This is a genomic window from Brucella oryzae (assembly GCF_041929965.1).
Taxonomy (GTDB): Bacteria; Pseudomonadota; Alphaproteobacteria; order Rhizobiales; family Rhizobiaceae; genus Brucella; species Brucella oryzae.
In genome coordinates, this window is the sequence record NZ_JBHEEO010000019.1 from 56,342 (window position 1) to 76,913 (window position 20,572).

Sequence of the window (20,572 nt, forward strand, 5' to 3'; positions counted from 1 at the left end):
AGTCCTATCTATCTTACGCTCTATAAAGGTTTCACAGGCCTGCGTTTTCTGAAGGATCAGGGCGACGGCCGGATTACTGCTCGTAAGGAGAAATAATAAATGTCCAGAGCCAGGATTTCCAACTATCGCAGAGGCGTTGCCGCAATCGCATTGTCAGCCGTTCTGGCTGGTGGTTTTGTTGCTACTGGGCCGCTTGGCGCACTTAACGATGCCCGCGCCGAAGCGGTTCAGATCACTCCGCCATTGCAGGCCGTAGGTTTTGCCGATCTGGTTGAGAAAGTTCGTCCGGCAGTCGTCAGCGTCCGTGTGAAGAAAGATATACAGGAAACTGCTGATCGCGGCGGTCGCGGCCAGTTCTTCGGCCCTCCCGGCTTTGACCAACTTCCTGATGATCACCCCCTGAAACGCTTCTTCCGTGATTTCGGCATGGATCCGCGTGGCGATGCTCGTCCAGATCGCCGTGGTCCTGGCAAACGCGGTCCACGTCCGGGTCATGAGCGGCCTATTGCCCAAGGTTCAGGCTTCTTCATTTCCGAGGATGGTTACGTTGTAACCAATAATCACGTTGTTTCCGACGGCGATGCCTACAGTGTTGTGATGGATGACGGCACTGAGCTTGATGCCAAGCTGATCGGCACCGATCCGCGTACCGATCTGGCCGTGCTGAAGGTCAATGATCCGAAGAAGAAATTCACTTATGTCGCGTTCGGCGACGATAACAAGATTCGAGTTGGCGACTGGGTCGTAGCGGTGGGTAATCCATTCGGTCTTGGCGGGACGGTGACGTCCGGTATCGTTTCGGCTCGCGGCCGCGATATTGGCGCTGGTCCCTATGATGACTTCATCCAGATCGATGCGGCCGTGAACAAGGGTAACTCCGGTGGCCCGGCTTTCAACATGTCCGGTCAGGTGATTGGTATCAACACTGCCATCTTCTCGCCTTCGGGCGGCAGTGTAGGCATTGCCTTTGCAATTCCGGCATCGACCGCGAAGCAGGTTGTTGACCAGCTCATCAAGAAAGGCTCTGTGGAACGTGGCTGGATCGGCGTCCAGATTCAGCCGGTGACGAAGGATATTGCCGCTTCGCTCGGCCTTGCTGAAGAGAAGGGCGCAATCGTCGCGTCGCCGCAGAAGGATGGTCCTGCTGCCAAGGCTGGTATCCAGTCCGGCGATGTGATCACTGCCGTCAATGGCGAAACCGTGCAGGATCCGCGCGATCTGGCACGTAAGGTCGCCGGCATTGCTCCTGGTGATAAGGCGGCACTGACCATCTGGCGCAAGAACAAGGCGGAAGAAATCAACGTCACCATCGAAGCGATGCCTGGCGATCTCGGCAAGTCGGCCAGTCCTTCGGATGACAATCGCGGCAGCCAGAGCGAGACGCTCGACTCCTATGGTCTGACCGTGACACCGTCCGAAGACGGTAACGGCGTGGTGGTAACTGATGTCGATCCTGACAGTGATGCCTCGGACCGCGGTATCCGTTCCGGTGATATCATCATGAGCGTCAACAACCAGACCGTGAAGAGCGCCAAGGACATCAACAACGCCATCAGCGAAGCCGCCAAGTCGGGTCGCAAGGCAGTGCTGCTGCAATTGCAGAGCAACGATCAGAGCCGCTTCGTGGCCCTGCCGATCGATCAGGGATGATGACCGGCAGCCCTTAGGCCCTGAACAATTCGATGCCAGGCGGTTCTCCGCCTGGCATCGCCTTATCATCAAACGGTATTATAGTAGCGCCATGAAGATTCTCGTTATTGAAGATGACCGCGAAGCGGCCCGCTATCTGGAGAAGGCCTTCACCGAGGCCGGACATTCCGCCGATATCGCCGGTGACGGTGAAACCGGCTATGCGCTGGCCGAAAATGGGAGCTACGACGTTCTCGTCGTCGACCGCATGCTGCCGAAGCGCGACGGCTTGTCCGTCGTGGCTGGTTTGCGCGCCAAGGGCATGGAAACGCCGGTCCTGATCCTTTCCGCACTCGGCGAAGTGGATGACCGTGTCACCGGTTTGCGGGCTGGTGGTGACGACTACCTGACCAAGCCCTATGCATTTTCCGAGTTGTTGGCTCGTGTTGAGGTTCTGCAGCGTCGCTCCAGCCCCCGTGAGGCTGATACGATCTACCGCGTCGGCGATCTGGAGCTTGACCGGCTTGCGCATACGGCGCGCCGTCAGGATGTGGATATTACGCTCCAGCCTCGTGAATTCCGGCTTCTCGAATATCTGATGCGCCATGCCGGACAGGTCGTCACGCGCACCATGCTGCTTGAAAACGTCTGGGATTATCATTTCGATCCGCAGACCAATGTAATCGATGTGCATATCTCGCGTTTGCGTTCCAAGATCGAGAAGGGCTTCGATGTTCCGCTGCTCCATACGGTGCGCGGCGCTGGTTATATGCTGAAGGCAGGACGAGCAAAGCAATCCGCAGCCGCCAAGGTGGATTGATGAGCCGCTTTTCAGCGCTCATGCGCACAACTGCCGTCCGGCTATCGACGCTTTATCTGCTGCTCTTTGTTGTGGGTGCAATCGCGTTGGTTTTCTACATGACCAATCTGTCGGCATCCATGCTCGCCGCACAGACCCAGCAGTCGCTGGGCGAGGAGATCGGCAGCATCGGCAAAAGCTATGCGCGGGGCGGTATCCCGCAGCTTGTGCGCACGATTGACTATCGTTCGCGTCAGCCAGGCGCTTACCTCTATCTGGTAGCCGACCCGACGGGCCGCATCCTCGCGGGTAATGTGGAAAGCGTGGAGCCCGGTGTTCTGGACACAGACGGTGTCATTGAACGCAGTTTCAAATATCGGCGGTACGGCGAACAGGGCACCGAGACTGAGCATCGCGCCATCGCTGTCGTGATCGCATTGCCGAATGGCATGCGGCTTCTGGTCGGCCGCGATCTGGGTGAGCCGGAGCGGTTCCGTGACATTATTCGTCGCTCGTTGATGCTGGCCCTCGGTATTATGGGTGTCGGAGCGTTGCTGATCTGGTTCTTTGTCGGACGACGTGCGTTGAAGCGGATCGATGAGGTTTCGCGGGCGTCGCAGCGTATCATGGATGGTGATCTGACCGGCAGGCTCCCGGTCAACGGTTCTGGTGACGAGTTCGACCGTCTGTCGGGCAATCTCAACGTCATGCTTGGCAGAATTCTCGAATTGAACGAGGGGCTGAAACAGGTCTCCGATAACATCGCACATGATCTCAAAACGCCGCTGACGCGTTTGCGTAACCGTGCGGAAGAGGCTCTTTCCGGCAAGAAGGCCGGGCCTGAATACCGTGAGGCGCTCGAAGATATCATTGGTGAGTCGGATCAATTGATCCGCACGTTTAATGCAATCCTGATGATTTCACGTCTTGAAGCAGGCTATTCGTCCGAGAATCTGGAAAACATGCCGGTCGCGCCAATCCTTCGCGACGTGGCTGAAATGTATGAACCTGTTGCCGAGGATGTGGGCGTGAACCTGACACTTGGCGAACTTGACGAAGTTTCGCTTCATATCAATCGCGAACTGGTCGGGCAGACGATTTCCAATCTCATCGACAACGCAATTAAATATGCGGGCGGTGATGAGCGGACCGCAACCGTGAGACTTTCGATGGAACGTGATCCGAACTGGGTCCGCATCATCGTTGCCGATAACGGGCCCGGTATTCCGGAAGAAAAACGCGAACAGGCGACAGAACGTTTTGTCCGCCTTGAGGAAAGCCGCACGCAACCCGGCTCGGGCCTCGGTTTAAGTCTTGCCAAGGCCGTGATGAAATTGCACGGTGGCGCACTTCGTCTCGAAGGCAATGAACCGGGCCTGCGCGCCGTATTGGAGTTTCCGTTGCCCTCGGACAAGGTCGAATAATGGCGTGACATAAGAGGGGATCATGGCGGTGGAAAACGCAGAGGCACTGTTCTTCGACAGAGATATTCGTGCTTTGACGCCGCTTGATCCCGTAAGGGCGGAAACCTTCTTGACAGACCTTGCCACACGCGCCCGCGAAGAGGACATTTCGGGCGTCACGGCCCTGTTGCAAAAGGCAGAAGCTGCGCGTTTCTTTTCCGCCGTTCTCGATCTTTCTCCATTCATTCGCGAAGCACTGACCCGTCATCCGCGTATTCTAGACCGCATTGTCGCCAAATCGCCGGAGGCTGCGTTGAAGGATATTCTGGCGGAAATCTCGTCTAGTGCCGCAAGTGAAGACGTAACCGAAACCTCGCTCATGACCAGCTTGCGTATTCTGAAACGCGAGGCGCATGTCCTGATTGCGCTTTGCGATCTCGCAGGTATTTTCAACACGGAAGCAACGACTGGCTGGCTCACCGATCTGGCTGAAGCCTGCACGGGCGCTGCCGTCCGGTTTCTGCTGCTCGATGCCGATCGTGCGGGCAAGATCAAACTTCCCGACCGGAACCAGCCCGACAAGGACAGTGGCTGGATCGTTCTGGGCATGGGCAAGTTCGGCGCGCGCGAACTCAACTACTCCTCCGATATCGATCTCATCATCTTCATCGATGAAACCAGACCGGCCATCGGCGACCCGTATGAATGCGTCGAAACTTTTTCTCGGCTGACGCGCCGCCTTGTCCGCATTTTGCAGGATCGTACCGGTGACGGCTACGTCTTCCGTGTCGATATCCGCCTGCGACCGGATCCGGGCTCGACGCCGTTGGCCATTCCTGTTGGCGCGGCACTTCATTATTACGAAGGGCGCGGCCAGAACTGGGAACGCGCAGCCATGATCAAGGCGCGGCCCGTTGCAGGGGACCGCGAATCCGGAAAACAGGTGCTGGCGGAACTCTCCCCCTATGTCTGGCGCAAATATCTCGACTATGCGGCCATTGCCGACGTGCACTCGATCAAGCGGCAGATTCACGCCCATAAGGGTCACGGCGATATCGCTGTGCACGGCCATAATGTGAAACTGGGACGTGGCGGCATCCGCGAAATCGAATTTTTCGTCCAGACGCAGCAGCTCATCGCTGGAGGGCGCTTTCCCGAATTGCGCGGCAACCAGACAGTGCCAATGCTGGCAAGACTGGCGGAGCGGGGCTGGATCACAGAAATGGCGCGCGATGCTTTGGCGAAGGAATATTATTTCCTGCGCGATGTCGAACATCGCATCCAGATGATTGCCGACGAGCAGACGCATATCCTGCCGGAGGACGACGAAGGCTTTGCCCGTGTTGCCCATATGATGGGCTATGCCGATCCGTCGGCCTTTTCAGATGTTTTTCTCGATGCGCTCAAGGTCGTCGAAAAGCACTATGCAGCGCTGTTCGAGCAGGCTCCTGAACTTGGAAGCTCATCTGGAAATCTGGTCTTTACCGGCGATGTGGATGATCCCGGCACGCTGGAGACGCTCACCGCCATGGGCTATGAGCGTCCGAGCGATATATGCCGCGTGATCCGCACCTGGCACTTCGGGCGTTATCGCGCCACACAATCGGCAGAAGCACGTGAGCGCTTGACCGAATTGACGCCCGCTCTGCTCAAGGCCTTTGCCGAGACCAGACGTGCGGATGAGGCGCTCTTGCGTTTCGATGGTTTTCTGAAAGGCCTGCCTGCGGGCATTCAGCTTTTCAGCCTGTTGCAATCCAATCCCCGCCTCTTGAACCTCCTCGTGATGATTATGAGCGCCGCGCCCCGGCTTGCCGAAATCATCACCCGCAATCCGCATGTTTTCGACGGTCTGCTTGATCCGGCGATTTTCTCCGAAATGCCGACACGCGCCTATCTGGAAGAACGCCTTCGCGTGTTTCTGGGGCCTGCGACCGATTATGAGGAGGTGCTGGACCGGCTGCGTATCTTCGCTGCCGAGCATCGTTTCCTGATCGGTATCCGCCTGCTGACGAGCGCTATTGATGGCGTGCGCGCTGGCCGCGCTTTCTCCGATCTGGCCGAACTGATGATCGGCAAGGCATTTGAAGTCGTTGCGGCTGAACTGGAGCGGCGCCACGGAAAGGTCAAGGGCGCGAAAGTCGCTCTTCTGGCCATGGGGAAGCTCGGCAGTCGCGAACTCACCGCCGGTTCCGATGTCGATCTGATCCTGCTTTACGATCACGACAAGGAGACGGATGAATCAGACGGTGAAAAGCCGCTGGCTCCATCCCAATATTATATTCGCCTGACGCAGCGGCTCATTGCTGCCCTTTCCGCGCCCACGGCGGAAGGCGTGCTCTATGAAGTCGATATGCGGCTGCGCCCCTCCGGCAACAAGGGGCCGGTTGCGACCCATATCGAATCCTTCGGTAAGTATCAGCGCAGCGAAGCATGGACATGGGAACATATGGCCCTGACCCGCGCGCGCCCGATCCATGGCGATGCGGCCTTTATGGATCACATCAAAAGCGAGATAGACGAAGTCTTGTCTGCGCCGCGTGACGTGAAGAAGATCGCCAAGGATGTGCGCGAGATGCGCGACCTCATCTATCAGGAAAAGCCACCTGCCGATGATTGGGATTTCAAGCTGAAGCCGGGCGGCATTGTCGATCTGGAATTCATCGCCCAGTTTGCCGTGCTGGCAAACAAGATCGACCGGAAGCCACGGCCGTTGGGCACCGAGGAAATCCTGTCAGTCCTCGACCCGTCCTTTGCCGATCCGGCGCTTGCCGATAACCTTGTCGGCGCCTATCGTCTCTATACCAATCTGAGCCAGACGATCCGCCTGTGTCTTGGTGGCGATGCCAAACGCGAGGAATTCATACCCGGCATGATTGACCTGCTATGCCGTGCGGCGGACATGCCAGACATAAAACGCGTCGAGCATCATCTGGCGGAAGTCGCCGTGGACGTGCGGACAAGTTTTGAAAAGCTTTTGAATATCTGATCAGGCGGCGTGGATTTCCGCGCTGTGATTGCCGATATGACCCGGCTTGCGGTCAGGGATGCAGACCGAAACCACCGTGCCGACGCCTTCGGTCGAGCGAATGCGAAGCCAGCCACCGTGAAGCTCTGCCAGTGAACGGGTGATGGCAAGCCCGAGACCCGACCCGGTATGGGTCTTGGTGAACTGGTTTTCCACCTGCTCGAAGGGCTGGCCGATTTTCTTGATTGCCGATTTCGGAATGCCGACGCCGGTATCCTGTATAGTCATGAAGAGGGCCGAGCCCGTCTTGCGTGCCCTCACAGTGATCTGCCCGCCATAGGAAGTGAACTTCACCGCATTGGAAAGAAGGTTGATCAGCACCTGCTTGATCGCGCGGCGGTCGGCATAAAGCTGCATCGCATCTTCGATGCGCGTATTGACCGCGATATTCTTTTCGTCCGCCTGTAGCGAGATCATCCGCACCGTTTCGTTGATGAGCGGGCAGAGATCGATTTCCTCACGGTCGAGCGAGAAATGCCCGGCCTCGATCTTCGACATGTCGAGAATGTCGTTGATGACATTGAGCAGGAAATTGCCGCTCGTATGGATATCGTTGATATATTCCTCATAGCGGTCGGAACCGAGCGGGCCGAACGTGCCCGCCTGTATCATTTCCGAGAAGCCGATGATGGCATTGAGCGGCGTGCGCAGCTCGTGAGACATATTGGCGAGAAATTCAGACTTGGCGCGGTTCGCCGCCTCGGCGCGTTCCTTTTCCTGACCGTATTTGCGGGCAAGCTCGGATAGCTCACGCACGCGGTCCCGCTCGCCCTTGCGTGCAATGGACAGGTCGTGAATGGTCGCCATCAGGCGGCGTTCGCTGTCCACCAGGCGTTCCTGATGCAGCTTGAGCTGGGTAATGTCGGTGCCGATGGAGACAAGACCGCCGTCCTGCGTGCGGCGTTCGTTGACCTGAAGCCAGCGTCCGTCGCTGAGCTGACGCTCGAAGGTCTGGCCACCGGCGCGGTTATGTTCATTGGCCATGCGACGCTCGAAAGTGAACGGGCGTGTATGGGCATCAACTTCGTTGCGCGGCACGCCGGGTTTCAGCGTCCAGACGGGAAGGCCAGCATATTCACTGAACTTGGAATTTGCCATGACGAGGCGGTTGTTGGAATCCCACAGGATGAAGGCTTCCGAAATATTCTCGATGGCTTCGCGGATGCGCATGTCGGCTTCTGCCGTCTGCTGCGCAAAACGATGCTGTTCGCTGACGTCGAAGGCAATACCGACCAGATGAAGATCGCCTTCGCTGGCAATTTCGGCGCGGACACGCATCCACACCCAAGAACCATCGGCATGACGCATGCGGAAGACGCGGTCGACATGTGAAATATCGCCTGCAGCTGCCTGTTCGGCGATGGAATAGAGGTCGCCATCTTCCGTGTTGATGATTGCGGCCACATCACCGAATGGCAGCACCGCATCCTGCGCTTCGTAGCCCAGCATTTCATACATGGAGCGCGACCAGTAGATGCGGCCGCGCGCCATGTCCCAATCCCACAGGCCGCAGCGACCGCGTCCCAGCGCCAGATCGATACGGCGCTGGATCTGGCCGGAAAGATCGTCGGCCTCGCGAGCCCGCGCCGCCTGACTGAAATAGGCATAGAGAATGGCAAACATGACGCCGGTCGTGCCAGCAAAGAGCGTCACATTGAGCGACACGGCCCGCCGCCATTCCGCAAAGATGGTGCTTTCCGGCTCGATGGCGATGACGGAATAGGGCAGGGTCATCGGCTTCGACAGGGCGCCATAGGCCGGTTCACCCTGTAGCGTGACTTTCAGCACGCCTGCGCGTTCTGCAAACAGGAACAGCGGCTGCGCGTCCGAAAGGATCGTATCGACCGGCTTGCCGGACAGGTCGGAAAGCGGGCCGGATGCCGCCACCACGGAGGATTGCTGGTCGATGACGGCGAGTGTCATGTTGGAGGATGACAGTCCGCGCGAGCGAAATTCCGCCATCGTGTCCTGAATGTCCTTTGCGGCGATCTGCGCCCCGGCATCGGTGCCGTTGGCAACCCGTTCGATCATCTGCGCGAGATTGGCCGTTGCCGCCGACAGGAAAGCCTTATGCTGCTGCTCGATATCCTCGCGCCATGCCAGCATCGAGAAAATGCGCGCCACGCCCAGAATAATCAGGAAAATGATGATGAGCGCGGGAACGAGGCGACGAAGGATAGGCTCGATCGAGATGAACTTGCCATAGGCCGGACCAGCAAGAAGACTGACATGGCCCGAGAGCCTGCCCTTCCTTCTTTTCCGACCGGATTCGCAATGCGTCCCCGCCGGCGCGCCATACGCGTCGGTGCTCGCCATATAATGGTCCCTCGTGAATTCCCTGCAAGTGAAGTGATTCGGAATACGCCACCTCCGAATATCATCAATGAATCAAAAGTGATTCGCGCTGTCCAGCGAATTCGTTAACGAGGCGTAAAAAACGAAAGTTTCATCAGCTAATTTATACATGAATCTCAAGCCTTTAAGTGGAATCAGCATGGTAGGTGATTCGGCTAAAGGCATGAAAAGACTCATGAAAGCCGACTGTCCGCCGCCTTTGCGTTCATCAGCATGAAAAGGCTCGTTCCGAAAGTTGGCTGAACAAGCGGAACGAGCGAATCATCATTACGATCAGGATAGATCGCGAATCAGGCGAGAGTACGGTCCACAATATCGCGCAGATCAGTCGACAGTTTTTTGCCCGTACCGGAAATATGCGCCAGCGCTGCCCTTGCATGTTCACGACGGGTATCTTCGAGCGAACGCCAGGAGCGAAGCGCCGTCAGAAGTCGTGCTGCGAGCTGCGGATTCTCCGGATCGATGGAAAGGATCGTATCTGCAAAGAACTCATAGGCCGCACCATCCTTCCGATTGAAGCCGGTCGGATTGGATGCGGAGAATGAACCGATCACCGAGCGGACGCGGTTCGGATTGTCGAGCGAGAATAAGGCGTGTTTCGTAAGATCGCGTACAGCCTGCAAGGCTTCGTCGCCGGGACGGCTCGCCTGCACGCTGAACCACTTGTCCATCACAAGACCATCCTTGCCGAATTGACGTTCGAAACTTGCCAGTGCGTCCTTTGCCTCGTTCGTATCACCAAAGCGGTGCACCAGAACGGTCAGTGCCGCGAAGCGGTCGGTCATATTATCCGCATTGGCGAACTGGCTGGCGGCGCGTTGCTGGCTTTTCTCGTGACGGCTCAGATAATCGAGCAGCACGTTCCGCAAGGCACGTTTGCCCGCAGCACCCGCATCCGGCGAGAAAGCGCCATCCTGTTTCAGGGCATCATAGAGGCTGGCGAAGCCCTTGGCGTAACGGGCGGCAATGGCGTCCACCAGATGGTTTCGGCTGGCGAGGATCGCATCGGGATCGACATTATTGCCCATTTCGCGTGCGATATCGCTTTCGCTCGGCAGCGTGAGGCAAAGCGCGCGGAAGGCCGGATCAAGCGTTTCGTCGGATGCCACTTTTCCGGCAAGTTCAACGATCTTGTCTTCAATCGCCGGGGCATGGCCTCCGCGCGCACGTTTGGCACCCTCAAGCAGAACCTGGTTGAAGATTCCGGTTAATGCCTGCCAGCGCGCCACCGGATCATGATCGTTCAGGGCCAGGAAGGCGCGATCATCGTCCGATAATGGCGCTGTCAGATTAACGGGAGCCGAGAACCCGCGCAACAGCGACGGCACAGGGCGTTCCTTGATGCCATGGAAGATGATCTTTTCGGAAGAACGATGCAGATGGATGACATCGCCGCGCACATCCCCGCCTTCGATGGAGGCTGGAACCATATCCTTGCCGTCAGGTCCGATCAGGCCGAAGGCAATCGGGATAAGCATCGGTTTCTTGACCGATTGTCCGGGCGTGGCTCCCAGCGACTGTTTCAGTTCAATCGTATAGGTTTCTTTCGCGGCGTCATAAGCGAAGGTAGCTGCCACCTTCGGCGTTCCTGCCTGATCGTACCAGAGCGCGAATTGCGAAAAATCCTGGCCCGAAACATCGGCAAAGACCTTGACAAAATCCTCGATGGTCGCAGCTTCGCCGTCATGGCGCTCGAAATAGAGGTCCATACCCTTACGGAACAGCTCAGGCCCGATGATTGTACGGATCATGCGCACCACTTCCGAACCTTTTTCATAGACGGTCGCCGTATAGAAATTGTTGATCTCGCGATATTCGCGCGGGCGCACCGGATGAGCGAGCGGCCCGGCATCTTCCGGAAATTGCTGCGCCTTGAGTATCTTCACCTCGGCGATCCGCTTCACCGGGCGTGAGCGCTCATCGGCAGAAAATTCGTGATCCCGATAGACTGTCAATCCTTCCTTGAGGCAGAGCTGGAACCAGTCGCGGCAGGTGATGCGGTTGCCCGTCCAGTTATGGAAATATTCATGCGCGATGACAGCCTCGATGCCCGCATAGTCGGCGTCGGTAGCGGTTTCTGGATCGGCCAGCACATACTTGTCGTTGAAGACATTGAGCCCCTTGTTTTCCATCGCGCCCATGTTGAAATCGGAAACGGCAACGATGTTGAAAACATCAAGGTCATATTCGCGACCGAATTTCTCCTCATCCCAACGCATGGAACGTTTCAAAGCATCCATTGCATAGAGCGCCCGGCTTTCCTTGCCACGTTCGACATAGATCGCCAGATCGACTGGACGTCCGGACTGCGTTGTGAAGTGATCCTTCACGACACCGAGCGATCCGGCAACGAGCGCGAAGAGATAGGATGGCTTTGGATGCGGATCGTGCCAGGTGGCGAAATGCCGGTCCGGCTTCGCTTCGACCGATCCCTTATCAACGGGGTTGCCGTTGGACAGAAGAATGGGAGCAGCTTGCCTGTCGGCGTCGATGCGAACCGTATAGACCGACAGAACATCTGGACGATCATAAGAATAGGTAATCCGGCGGAAGCCTTCGGCCTCGCACTGGGTGCAATAGACGCTGCTGGAACGATAAAGGCCCGACAACTGGCGGTTTGTCGTCGGATTGATTTCCGTCACGATTTCAAGCGTGAAGCGCTTGCCTTCCGGCAGGTCGCTGATCTCCAGCTGGTCAGGCGTTGCGACATAGCTGTTATCGGCAAGCGGCGTCCCGTCAATGGCGATGCTGATGAGCTTCAGTTCGTCGCCGTCCAGAACCAACGGCGTGCCCGCTGGTGTGTCATCACGACGCTCAATGGTGAGCATGGTACGAACGAGGGTCTTTTCCGGTTCCAGCGAGAAGTCCAGCTTCGTCTCGGGTATGGCGTAGGGTGTTGGACGATAATCTTCGAGACGGAATGTCTGGCCGGTTTCAGTACGCATGGTGAAACTCTCTCTCTGAACTCGCGTTGAACTCACGATGCTGGATTCGTAGCCAAAATTGCTGCCAAGGGAAACTCAATTCCAGAACAAGTAACCAGCCTTTTGTGGCCGGAGCATTTCCAGCAAAAGTGCGAAGCGCCTACACGGGGAAATCAGTCCAGTAGACTGATTTCTGATCCCGCTTCGATGGGTCGGATAATGCAACAAACCAAATAGCGGGCGGTTTGCCAAATATTTTTCGACTTGACCTTTGTGCTACTGGTGCTGTGTCACAAACAGGAATAAGAAAAAGGGCGCCCAATACTTTGGGTCATTATTGGCTTTAGGTTATTAAGGGATTGCGTTGTGAACGCTCACACGAGCGCGCCTGTCGAGGCTGCCCATCTTGAAACGAATCCGATGCTCGGCATCGGTCTTAAAATCGCTTCCGTTACCGTTTTCGTCGCCATGTCCACCTTGCTGAAGGCGGCTGATGGCGTGCCGGTGGGACAGTTGATCTTCTTCCGGTCTTTCTTCGCAATCTTCGCGATATTGCTCTATCTGGCGTGGCGCGGGCAGCTTTCCGGCGTTTTTCGCACCGAAAACGGGTTCAGCCATTTCTGGCGCGGTCTGGTGGGGGTCAGCTCCATGTCGATGAGCTTTTTCGCGCTCACCAAGCTGCCGCTGCCGGAAGCAATCGCGATCAACTATGCTTCGCCGCTGATTACCGTCATTCTCGGCGCGGTCATCCTGCATGAAGTCGTGCGGTTTTACCGCTGGAGCGCGGTTCTGATCGGGCTTGGCGGGGTAATGGTCATCATCTGGCCGCGACTGACGGTGTTTTCCGGTGGCGGTATGGGGCATGAAGAGGCCGTCGGAGCACTTGCCGCCCTCGGTGCGGCGCTCACATCGGCCGTGGCCATGATGCTTGTACGTCGCCTCGTGCAGACGGAACGCACATCGACCATCGTGATCTATTTTTCCATATCCGCGAGCGTCATTTCCCTGGTGAGCATCCCATTCGGCTGGATCGTGCCGAACTGGTCGCAGCTTGCCATGCTGATCGGTGCGGGTTTTGCCGGTGGTGTCGGCCAGATACTTCTGACCGAATGCTACCGCCATGCGCCAATGTCGACGATTGCGCCCTTCGAATACACCTCCATGCTTTTGGGGCTTGCCATCGGCTTTCTGCTGTTCGGCGATATTCCGACCTTCGAAATGCTGGCCGGTAGCGCCGTCGTCATGGCTGCAGGCGGTTTCATCATCTACCGCGAGCAGAAGCTTTCCATCGCGCCCCACAAGGTAAACGCACCGCAGACGCAGTAATTTAGCTTTGGCCGGGTGTGCCTTCCGCACGCGGATCGAGCTGCATGGTTTCCGGCGTGGACTGGCCGTCCGGGGTATGGAACTTGTACTCGGTCTTCTGGTCGCTGATGGCCGGACGTTCGAAGCGACGGATGCGCCAGAAGGCGTGCAGGCCATATAAGCCGTAAGCGATGGCCATGGTTACGAAGAAGCCCGAAGCACCGACCAGATCCATCAACGGGCCGGAAAGGGCAGGCCCGATGACACTGCCCACGCCGTAGATAATCAGCAATCCGCCGGAGACCTTCACAAATTCGCTGGCATCCGCATAGTCGTTGGCGTGGGCGACGTTAAGGCTGTAGATCGGATAAATCACCGAACCGAACAGAAACATCATGGCGTAAAGCGCATAGGGCGAGGTGGGATGGAACAGCACCATGACCATTGACAGGGCGAAGCCGATGACACCGGCGATCACCATGACATAGCGACGATCCACAAAATCTGATCCTCGTCCGAGCGGATATTGGAAGATAGCGCCGCCCACCATGGCGCAGGCAAGCATCGTGGCGATGCCGAAGGTGGAAAGGCCGTTCATCTCGCCATAGATGGCGGCGAGGAAGTTCCATGTGCCCGCAACAATGCCGGCGATCAGCGAACCGACAGCCGCAGCAGGCGACCGTCGATATAGCCCTTTCAGATCGAGCGAAACCTGCGTCAGCGGATTGGGTGATTGCGCGCTTGAAAGGGCCGTTGGAAGCAGCGCGCTTGCATAGATGATGGCGCAGATGATGAAAAGTGTCTGGGTTCCCGCATCGCCGAACGGTAGGATGTATTGCCCGCATAGCAGGCCGAGCATGGTGATGATCATATAGATCGAGAAAACGCGGCCGCGCGATTCATTGGTCACGCGCTCATTCAGCCAGCTTTCGATAATCATATAGCTGCCTGCGAGCGAAAAGCCCGCGACGCCGCGGAAGATCATCCAAGCAACGGGATTGACAACCAGTGCGTGGAAAAGAAGCGCTATCGAAAGCAGTGTTGCCAGCGAGGAAAAGACGCGTACATGGCCCACACGCCGGACCAGATGCGGCACCACAATACAGCCGATCGTAAACGCAAGGGAATAGCTCGTGCCCATCCAGCCGATGGTCGTGGTCGACCAGCCTTCCATGCCGCCGCGTAAGGGCAGAAGAATACCCGCGAGGCCACCGGCAAGCAGCATAAGAAAGGTGCTTGCAAGCAAAGCGGCTATGGGCAGGAGCTGGCCAGCCATGAAAAACTCCACAGAAAACCCATGGGGAATCTGAATTTAGGGCTACTTGTCGCCGGAAGGCGGTTTGGCAAGCGGCGAAATAGAACAAGTTTGCGGCATGTTGGTGACAATGCCACCTGCGCCGCCTGCCGATGCCACTGAACTACGGAGATTTCAACTCATCAATTCGGCCAATTTCAGCTTCACAGCCAGAAAATCGCGCCATGCAAAACGCTTTTGCGCTGGTGTGCGCAGAAGATAGGCTGGATGCAGGGTTGGCATGACGGGAATTTCGAGGCCGGAAGGTGTTTTGTGAATCTTCCAGTTGCCGCGCAGGCGCAGGATGCCTTCCGTCGCGCCGCTGAGTGCCTTGCCTGCTGGGCCACCCAGTGCAACCAGAACTTTCGGCGCGGCGAGCTCGATCTGTCGCTCGATGAATGGCCGACAAAGTTCCGTCTCAAGCGGCGTCGGTGTGCGGTTGCCCGGTGGGCGCCACGGGATTGTATTGGCGACGTAGACGCTTTCTCGCTTCAGGCCGATGGATTCGATCATGCGATTGAGAAGCTGGCCGGATTTGCCGACGAAGGGCAATCCTTCCATGTCCTCGTCCCGTCCCGGTGCTTCGCCGATGAACATGATGTCGGATGACGGATCGCCATCGGCGAAGCACAGGTTCTTCGCCGTGAATTTCAAGTTACAGCCGTCGAATGCGGCGAGTTTCTCCCGCAGTTCTTCCAGCGTCGAAGCCTGTGCCGCCGCCTCGCGCGCGAGCGCAATCTGCGCTGTGTCAGGAAGGTCGGCTGCGGCTTGAACAGGCCTGCTGGTGGGGGCGGGTGTCGGGGCAGGGCGCGGTTGTTGCTGTCGGGCGCGCTCAGGCGCATTCGGCATTTGCGCTGCAGGCTGCGAGGGAGCGGGACGCTGAGGTTCCGCAAACCGATCTATAGGTGTTTCGGAAAGCGGCATGTCAACGCCTGCTTCCGCATAGAAGCGGAGCAAACCTTCAATATCCAGCGTTTCGCGATTATCAGCCATTATATACCTCACCTCTGAGGTGGCGAATTTTGAAGGCGAATGCAAGAGCCTGGTTCAGATTTAGGGTCCGTTTCGCAGGTTAGTGACAGTTCAGATCTGATCTGACTCACATCTCCAAACCAAGGCCAGACATTGGCAATCACAAACCATGACGCCTTGGCTTTTATACCATCACAAACAAATCCTCATCGCAGCTTCTTGAATGGAATGAATTTGACGTTTACGTTAAGGTAAATCAATTTGAGAGCGTAGGACGCCTGTTTTGGACAATTGGACGCATTTGCGACAGTCTCCAACTCTGCGACAGGGTAAGGCAGAATACGGGGAAACGGCGATCTTTTCGTACCGCCAGTGCTGACGGGCAGTCGGTTCATGGGTATTCGCGATTAGATCATGCACAAAAACAATTGGATGCGTCGTCTGGGCTATCTTAGTGAGAAGACGATGTTGCACCGGACGGAGGGATGAATGTCTGAAGCCCCAGAATATGCGAACCAGGAGCTTCCCGAACGCGAGAGCATGGAATTCGACGTCGTGATCGTCGGCGCGGGTCCTGCTGGCCTTGCTGCGGCTATCCGTTTGAAACAGGCGAATCCCGAGCTGTCCGTCGTTGTCCTCGAAAAGGGCGGGGAAGTCGGCGCGCATATTCTTTCCGGCGCTGTCGTTGATCCGGTTGGCATTGACCAGCTTCTGCCGGGCTGGCGCGAGGAAGAGGGACACCCTTTCAAGACGCCGGTTACTGCCGATCATTTCCTTGTGCTGGGGCCTGCGGGCTCGGTGCGCCTGCCGAATTTCGCGATGCCGCCTTTGATGAGCAATCATGGCAATTACATCGTGTCTCTTGGCAATGTCTGCCGCTGGCTGGGCACCAAGGCCGAAGAACTTGGCGTGGAAATCTATCCGGGTTTTGCGGCAACCGAAGTGCTCTACAACGACGAGGGCGCGGTCATCGGCGTCGCCACCGGCGATATGGGCGTCGAGCGCGATGGAACACATGGTCCGAACTATACACGCGGCATGGCTCTGCTCGGCAAATATACGCTGGTCGGCGAAGGCGCGCGTGGTTCGCTTGCCAAGCAGCTGATCTCGAAGTTCAAACTCGACGAGGGCCGTGAACCGGCGAAATACGGTATCGGACTCAAGGAATTGTGGCAGGTCGATCCGTCCAGGCACAAGCCGGGTCTGGTTCAGCACTCCTTCGGCTGGCCGCTCGACATGAAGACCGGCGGCGGTTCGTTCCTTTATCATCTCGAAGACAATATGGTCGCGGTCGGCTTCGTGCTGCACCTCAACTACAAGAACCCGTATCTGTCGCCATTCGAAGAATTCCAGCGCTTCAAGACCCATCCGGCCATTCGCGACGTATTCGAGGGCGGCAAGCGCCTTTCCTATGGCGCGCGTGCGATCACCGAAGGCGGGTTCCAGTCGGTGCCGAAACTTTCTTTCCCCGGCGGAGCGCTCATCGGCTGCTCGGCTGGTCTGGTCAATGTGCCGCGCATCAAGGGCAGCCACAATGCGGTTCTGTCCGGCATTCTCGCCGCTGACAAGATCGCGGAGGCAATTGGTGCGGGCCGCGCCAATGACGAGCCGGTCGAGATCGAGAACACTTGGCGCTCGAGCCTGATCGGCAAGGATTTGAAGCGGGTGCGCAACGTCAAGCCGCTGTGGTCGAAATTCGGCACGATTGCAGGTGTGGCGCTCGGTGGTCTCGATATGTGGACCAACCAGCTTTTCGGCTTCTCGATCTTCGGGACGCTGAAGCATGGCAAGACCGATGCGCAGTCGCTGGAACCGGCTGCGAAGCACGCGAAGATCGATTATCCGAAGCCGGATGGTGTCCTGACGTTCGACCGCCTGTCGTCGGTGTTCCTATCGAACACGAACCATGACGAGAACGAGCCTGTGCATCTTCAGGTCCGAGACATGGAACTGCAGAAGACGTCGGAGCACGACGTCTTCGCTGGCCCGTCGACACGTTACTGCCCTGCGGGCGTCTATGAATGGGTGGATGCCGACGGCAACTCCGCTGCCGATCCGCAGGCAAAGAACGTGCGATTCGTCATCAACGCGCAGAATTGCGTGCACTGCAAGACTTGCGACATCAAGGACCCGAACCAGAACATCAACTGGGTGCCGCCACAAGGCGGGGAGGGGCCTGTTTACGTGAACATGTAAAAGAAAAAGGCGGTCTGGAACCGCCTTTTTTATTGAAGCATGACGGATTGGGTTTCCGGCTCGTCTGCATCTGGCCGGACAGGCGGCGGAACGGAAAAATCGAGCCGCACCGGTAGATGATCGGAGCCAGCATCCTCGCGTGCCGAAACCTTCGCTCCTCCGATTTCAGGGCTTACGAGTATCTGATCGATCGGCACGCCGATATAAGGCGCGAGCGTAACAGGCAGCAGATGCGTCATCCACGTGCCGCCAATACCGGTCATATGGCGGGTGCCGGATGCATGTTCGACGCGACGAACCGCATTGCTCCACGGTGCCGCATTGAAATCACCGGCGACGACCAGAGGACCTTTCAGCTTCTGCAGTTCCGGTTCGATATAGCGGAGTTGATAAGGCTGCCAGCGTGGCCATGGCCATGAGAAGTGCAGGGCGGCGACATGCACGGTCGTTCCGCCGAAGTTGATCGGCGCAATGGCCAGTAAGCCATCGCCGACGCAGGCCGTCTGTGCATCTTCGCTGAAAGGCCGCTTCGACAGGATGCCCACGCCCCATGTATTGGGATCGTCAGCACAATTGAGGTGGTAGGGATAGGAGCCCTGGAGAATGGTGAGCCATTTTGTCCATTGCTCGCTCGCTTCCTCATAGGTGATGACGTCCGGCTTCTCTCGCGCAATCATCTGGAGAATACGTTTTGGTTCGGGATTGTCTTCGCGCAAATTGATCTGGACGAGGCTGTAGCGTGCCCCACCTTGTTCCTGCGCCTGTACACCTGTGGAGCCGCTCAGGAAATCGCGTGCAGCACCGACAGTTGTACTGAGAGCCATAACGGAAAAAAGCAGAAGCATCGCTGCCTCGCGCCGCATTTTGGTGAAAAGCAAAGGAATAGTCAGCACTGCCAGCAAGACGGCGAGGTGAGCTCGAAAATGCGAAAAGGAATCCAGTGCGGGATGCACCGCCCCAAGAAATCCGAGCACGAGCGGGACCGACAGTGCGACGGCGGCCAGCAGCAACAGGAATGAAAGATTTTCACGGCGTTTCGACATGAAGGTGCCCATAGGTGCTGATTGCGGCTTGATGATGAAGGGGAGGGCAGTATGATAGGAGCACCGTTGTTGCGAACCAACATATTGCCCTACTGCCTTACTGCCCTATTGCCCCAACTTTACTGGAAAGCCGTTTCGTAGAAGCTGCGGAGCTTGCGGGAATGCAGCCGCTCGTCCGGCATGGCGGCGATCTTTTCCATTGCGCGGATGCCGATGCGCAGATGCTGCGCCACCTGTCGCTTGTAGAATTCGGTCGCCATGCCCGGAAGTTTCAGTTCACCGTGCAGCGGCTTGTCGGAAACACAAAGCAGGGTGCCGTAAGGCACACGGAAACGGAAACCGTTGGCCGCAATTGTCGCGGATTCCATATCAAGCGCGACGGCGCGCGCCTGCGAAAGGCGCTGCACCGGGCCGCGCTGGTCGCGCAATTCCCAATTGCGGTTGTCGATGGTGGCGACCGTGCCGGTACGCATGATCTGTTTCAGATCGTAACCCTCCAGGCCGGTGATTTCCTCAACAGCCTCTTCCAGCGCAACTTGAATTTCCGCAAGTGCCGGGAGCGGCACCCAGACGGGCAGATCGTCATCGAGAACATGGTCTTCACGCATATAGGCGTGTGCCAGGACATAATCGCCAAGCTGCTGGCTGTTGCGCAGGCCCGCGCAGTGACCCAGCATCAACCATGCGTGGGGGCGAAGCACGGCGATATGGTCGGTTATGGTCTTGGCATTGGATGGTCCCACGCCGATATTGACCATCGTGATGCCGGAATGGTCAGCCCGCTGCAGGTGATAAGCAGGCATCTGGGGCAGGCGCTGCAACGGATTTCCGTTGCTTGGCGCGGTTTCGCCCGCCAGCGTGATGATGTTGCCCGGTTCCACGAACCGTTCATATCCACCGCCGCCATTTGCCATCAATTCGCGGGCATAGGCGCAGAACTCGTCCATATAGAACTGGTAGTTGGTGAACAGAACGAAGTTCTGGAAATGTGCCGGATTTGTCGCCGTATAATGTGCCAGCCTATGCAAAGAATAATCGACGCGCTGGGCCGTGAAGGGCGCAAGCGGCATCGGTTCACCGGGGGCAGGCTCGAAATCGGCATTGACGATCTTGTCGTCGGTCGCCGCCAGATCGGGTACGTCGAACAGGTCACGCAGCGGATGCGTGAAGGCACTGGCGACCGAAGCCTCGACATAGGTGCCTTCCCTGAAGGCAAAATGGATCGGGATCGGCGTCGAGGATTCCTTCACCGTTACCGTTACACCATGATTGCGCATCAGGAGGCGTATCTGCTCGTTCAGATAATGGTCGAACAGATCGGGCCGCGTGATGTTTGCGGAATAATCGCCGGGCGTCGAAACATGGCCATAGGCCAGACGCGAATCCACATGCGCGAAACTAGACGTGGACAGGCAGATTTCGGGATAGTAGGCGCGATAACGCTGCGGCGGAACCTCACCGCGTGCAACCTTCTCGAACGCATCGCGCAGGAAGGCCGTATTGCGGTCATAGAGTTTTTGCAGGGCGGCAACCGCCGCACCGGCGTCGTTGAAAACCTCCGGGTCAACGGTCGGAGGTGTTTTGATCTCGGTCAGAAATGGATGTTCGATTCGCTGTGTCATGGCCT

General features: G+C 57.4%; 12 protein-coding genes. 6 read left to right on the top strand and 6 right to left on the bottom strand.

The genetic code is table 11. The features are described from left to right. Positions 1 to 99: 99 nt before the first annotated feature. The 4 genes from JNC70_RS17500 (at position 100) to JNC70_RS17515 (ending at position 6,817) form a co-directional block, all read left to right on the top strand. On the top strand, positions 100 to 1,650 hold the full coding sequence (locus tag JNC70_RS17500; RefSeq protein WP_104755460.1) for a Do family serine endopeptidase: 1,551 nt from the start codon (positions 100 to 102) through the stop codon (positions 1,648 to 1,650). Positions 1,651 to 1,741: 91 nt separating this feature from the next. Beyond that, positions 1,742 to 2,449, top strand: coding sequence for a response regulator transcription factor (locus tag JNC70_RS17505; protein ID WP_104755461.1), 708 nt, complete (start codon positions 1,742 to 1,744; stop codon positions 2,447 to 2,449). Next, positions 2,446 to 3,852 carry a sensor histidine kinase gene (locus tag JNC70_RS17510; RefSeq protein ID WP_208623445.1) on the top strand — a complete coding sequence of 469 codons (1,407 nt, stop codon included), beginning with the start codon at positions 2,446 to 2,448 and terminating at the stop codon, positions 3,850 to 3,852. The genes JNC70_RS17505 and JNC70_RS17510 overlap by 4 nt, the downstream gene beginning before the upstream one ends. 22 nt (positions 3,853 to 3,874) lie before the next feature. Beyond that, positions 3,875 to 6,817 (top strand): bifunctional [glutamine synthetase] adenylyltransferase/[glutamine synthetase]-adenylyl-L-tyrosine phosphorylase, encoded by a 2,943-nt coding sequence (locus JNC70_RS17515; RefSeq protein WP_104755463.1) that lies wholly within the window; start codon positions 3,875 to 3,877, stop codon positions 6,815 to 6,817. Here the strand turns inward: JNC70_RS17515 and JNC70_RS17520 are convergent, their stop codons facing one another. Together JNC70_RS17520 and pepN are read right to left on the bottom strand one after the other, a co-directional pair. Continuing rightward, complete coding sequence (locus JNC70_RS17520) at positions 6,818 to 9,172, bottom strand: PAS domain-containing sensor histidine kinase (RefSeq protein ID WP_104755464.1); 2,355 nt, start codon at positions 9,170 to 9,172, stop codon at positions 6,818 to 6,820. Between the two features lie 329 nt (positions 9,173 to 9,501). Further along, positions 9,502 to 12,156 carry an aminopeptidase N gene (gene pepN, locus JNC70_RS17525; RefSeq protein WP_104755465.1) on the bottom strand — a complete coding sequence of 885 codons (2,655 nt, stop codon included), beginning with the start codon at positions 12,154 to 12,156 and terminating at the stop codon, positions 9,502 to 9,504. A 345-nt stretch (positions 12,157 to 12,501) separates the two neighbouring features. On the opposite strand from pepN, the gene JNC70_RS17530 reads away from it, so the two are divergent. After that, the gene (locus JNC70_RS17530) at positions 12,502 to 13,461 is read left to right on the top strand and encodes a DMT family transporter (RefSeq protein WP_104755466.1); all 960 of its coding nucleotides are present in this window, start codon (positions 12,502 to 12,504) and stop codon (positions 13,459 to 13,461) included. 1 nt (position 13,462) lies between these two features. On the opposite strand, the gene JNC70_RS17535 is transcribed toward JNC70_RS17530, so the two are convergent. Further along, positions 13,463 to 14,716: an MFS transporter gene (locus JNC70_RS17535; protein WP_104755467.1), complete on the bottom strand. Its 1,254-nt coding sequence runs from the start codon at positions 14,714 to 14,716 to the stop codon at positions 13,463 to 13,465. A 153-nt stretch (positions 14,717 to 14,869) separates the two neighbouring features. Next, positions 14,870 to 15,727 (bottom strand): uracil-DNA glycosylase, encoded by an 858-nt coding sequence (locus tag JNC70_RS17540; protein ID WP_104755468.1) that lies wholly within the window; start codon positions 15,725 to 15,727, stop codon positions 14,870 to 14,872. Positions 15,728 to 16,195: 468 nt separating this feature from the next. Here JNC70_RS17540 and JNC70_RS17545 point away from each other — a divergent pair, with 468 nt between their 5' ends. Continuing rightward, positions 16,196 to 17,902 carry an electron transfer flavoprotein-ubiquinone oxidoreductase gene (locus tag JNC70_RS17545; protein WP_104755469.1) on the top strand — a complete coding sequence of 569 codons (1,707 nt, stop codon included), beginning with the start codon at positions 16,196 to 16,198 and terminating at the stop codon, positions 17,900 to 17,902. 29 nt (positions 17,903 to 17,931) lie between these two features. Here the strand turns inward: JNC70_RS17545 and JNC70_RS17550 are convergent, their stop codons facing one another. Together JNC70_RS17550 and JNC70_RS17555 are read right to left on the bottom strand one after the other, a co-directional pair. Continuing rightward, positions 17,932 to 18,945 (bottom strand): endonuclease/exonuclease/phosphatase family protein, encoded by a 1,014-nt coding sequence (locus JNC70_RS17550; protein ID WP_208623446.1) that lies wholly within the window; start codon positions 18,943 to 18,945, stop codon positions 17,932 to 17,934. Positions 18,946 to 19,064: 119 nt separating this feature from the next. Beyond that, positions 19,065 to 20,567 (bottom strand): AMP nucleosidase, encoded by a 1,503-nt coding sequence (locus JNC70_RS17555; RefSeq protein WP_104755471.1) that lies wholly within the window; start codon positions 20,565 to 20,567, stop codon positions 19,065 to 19,067. Positions 20,568 to 20,572 lie beyond the last annotated feature (5 nt).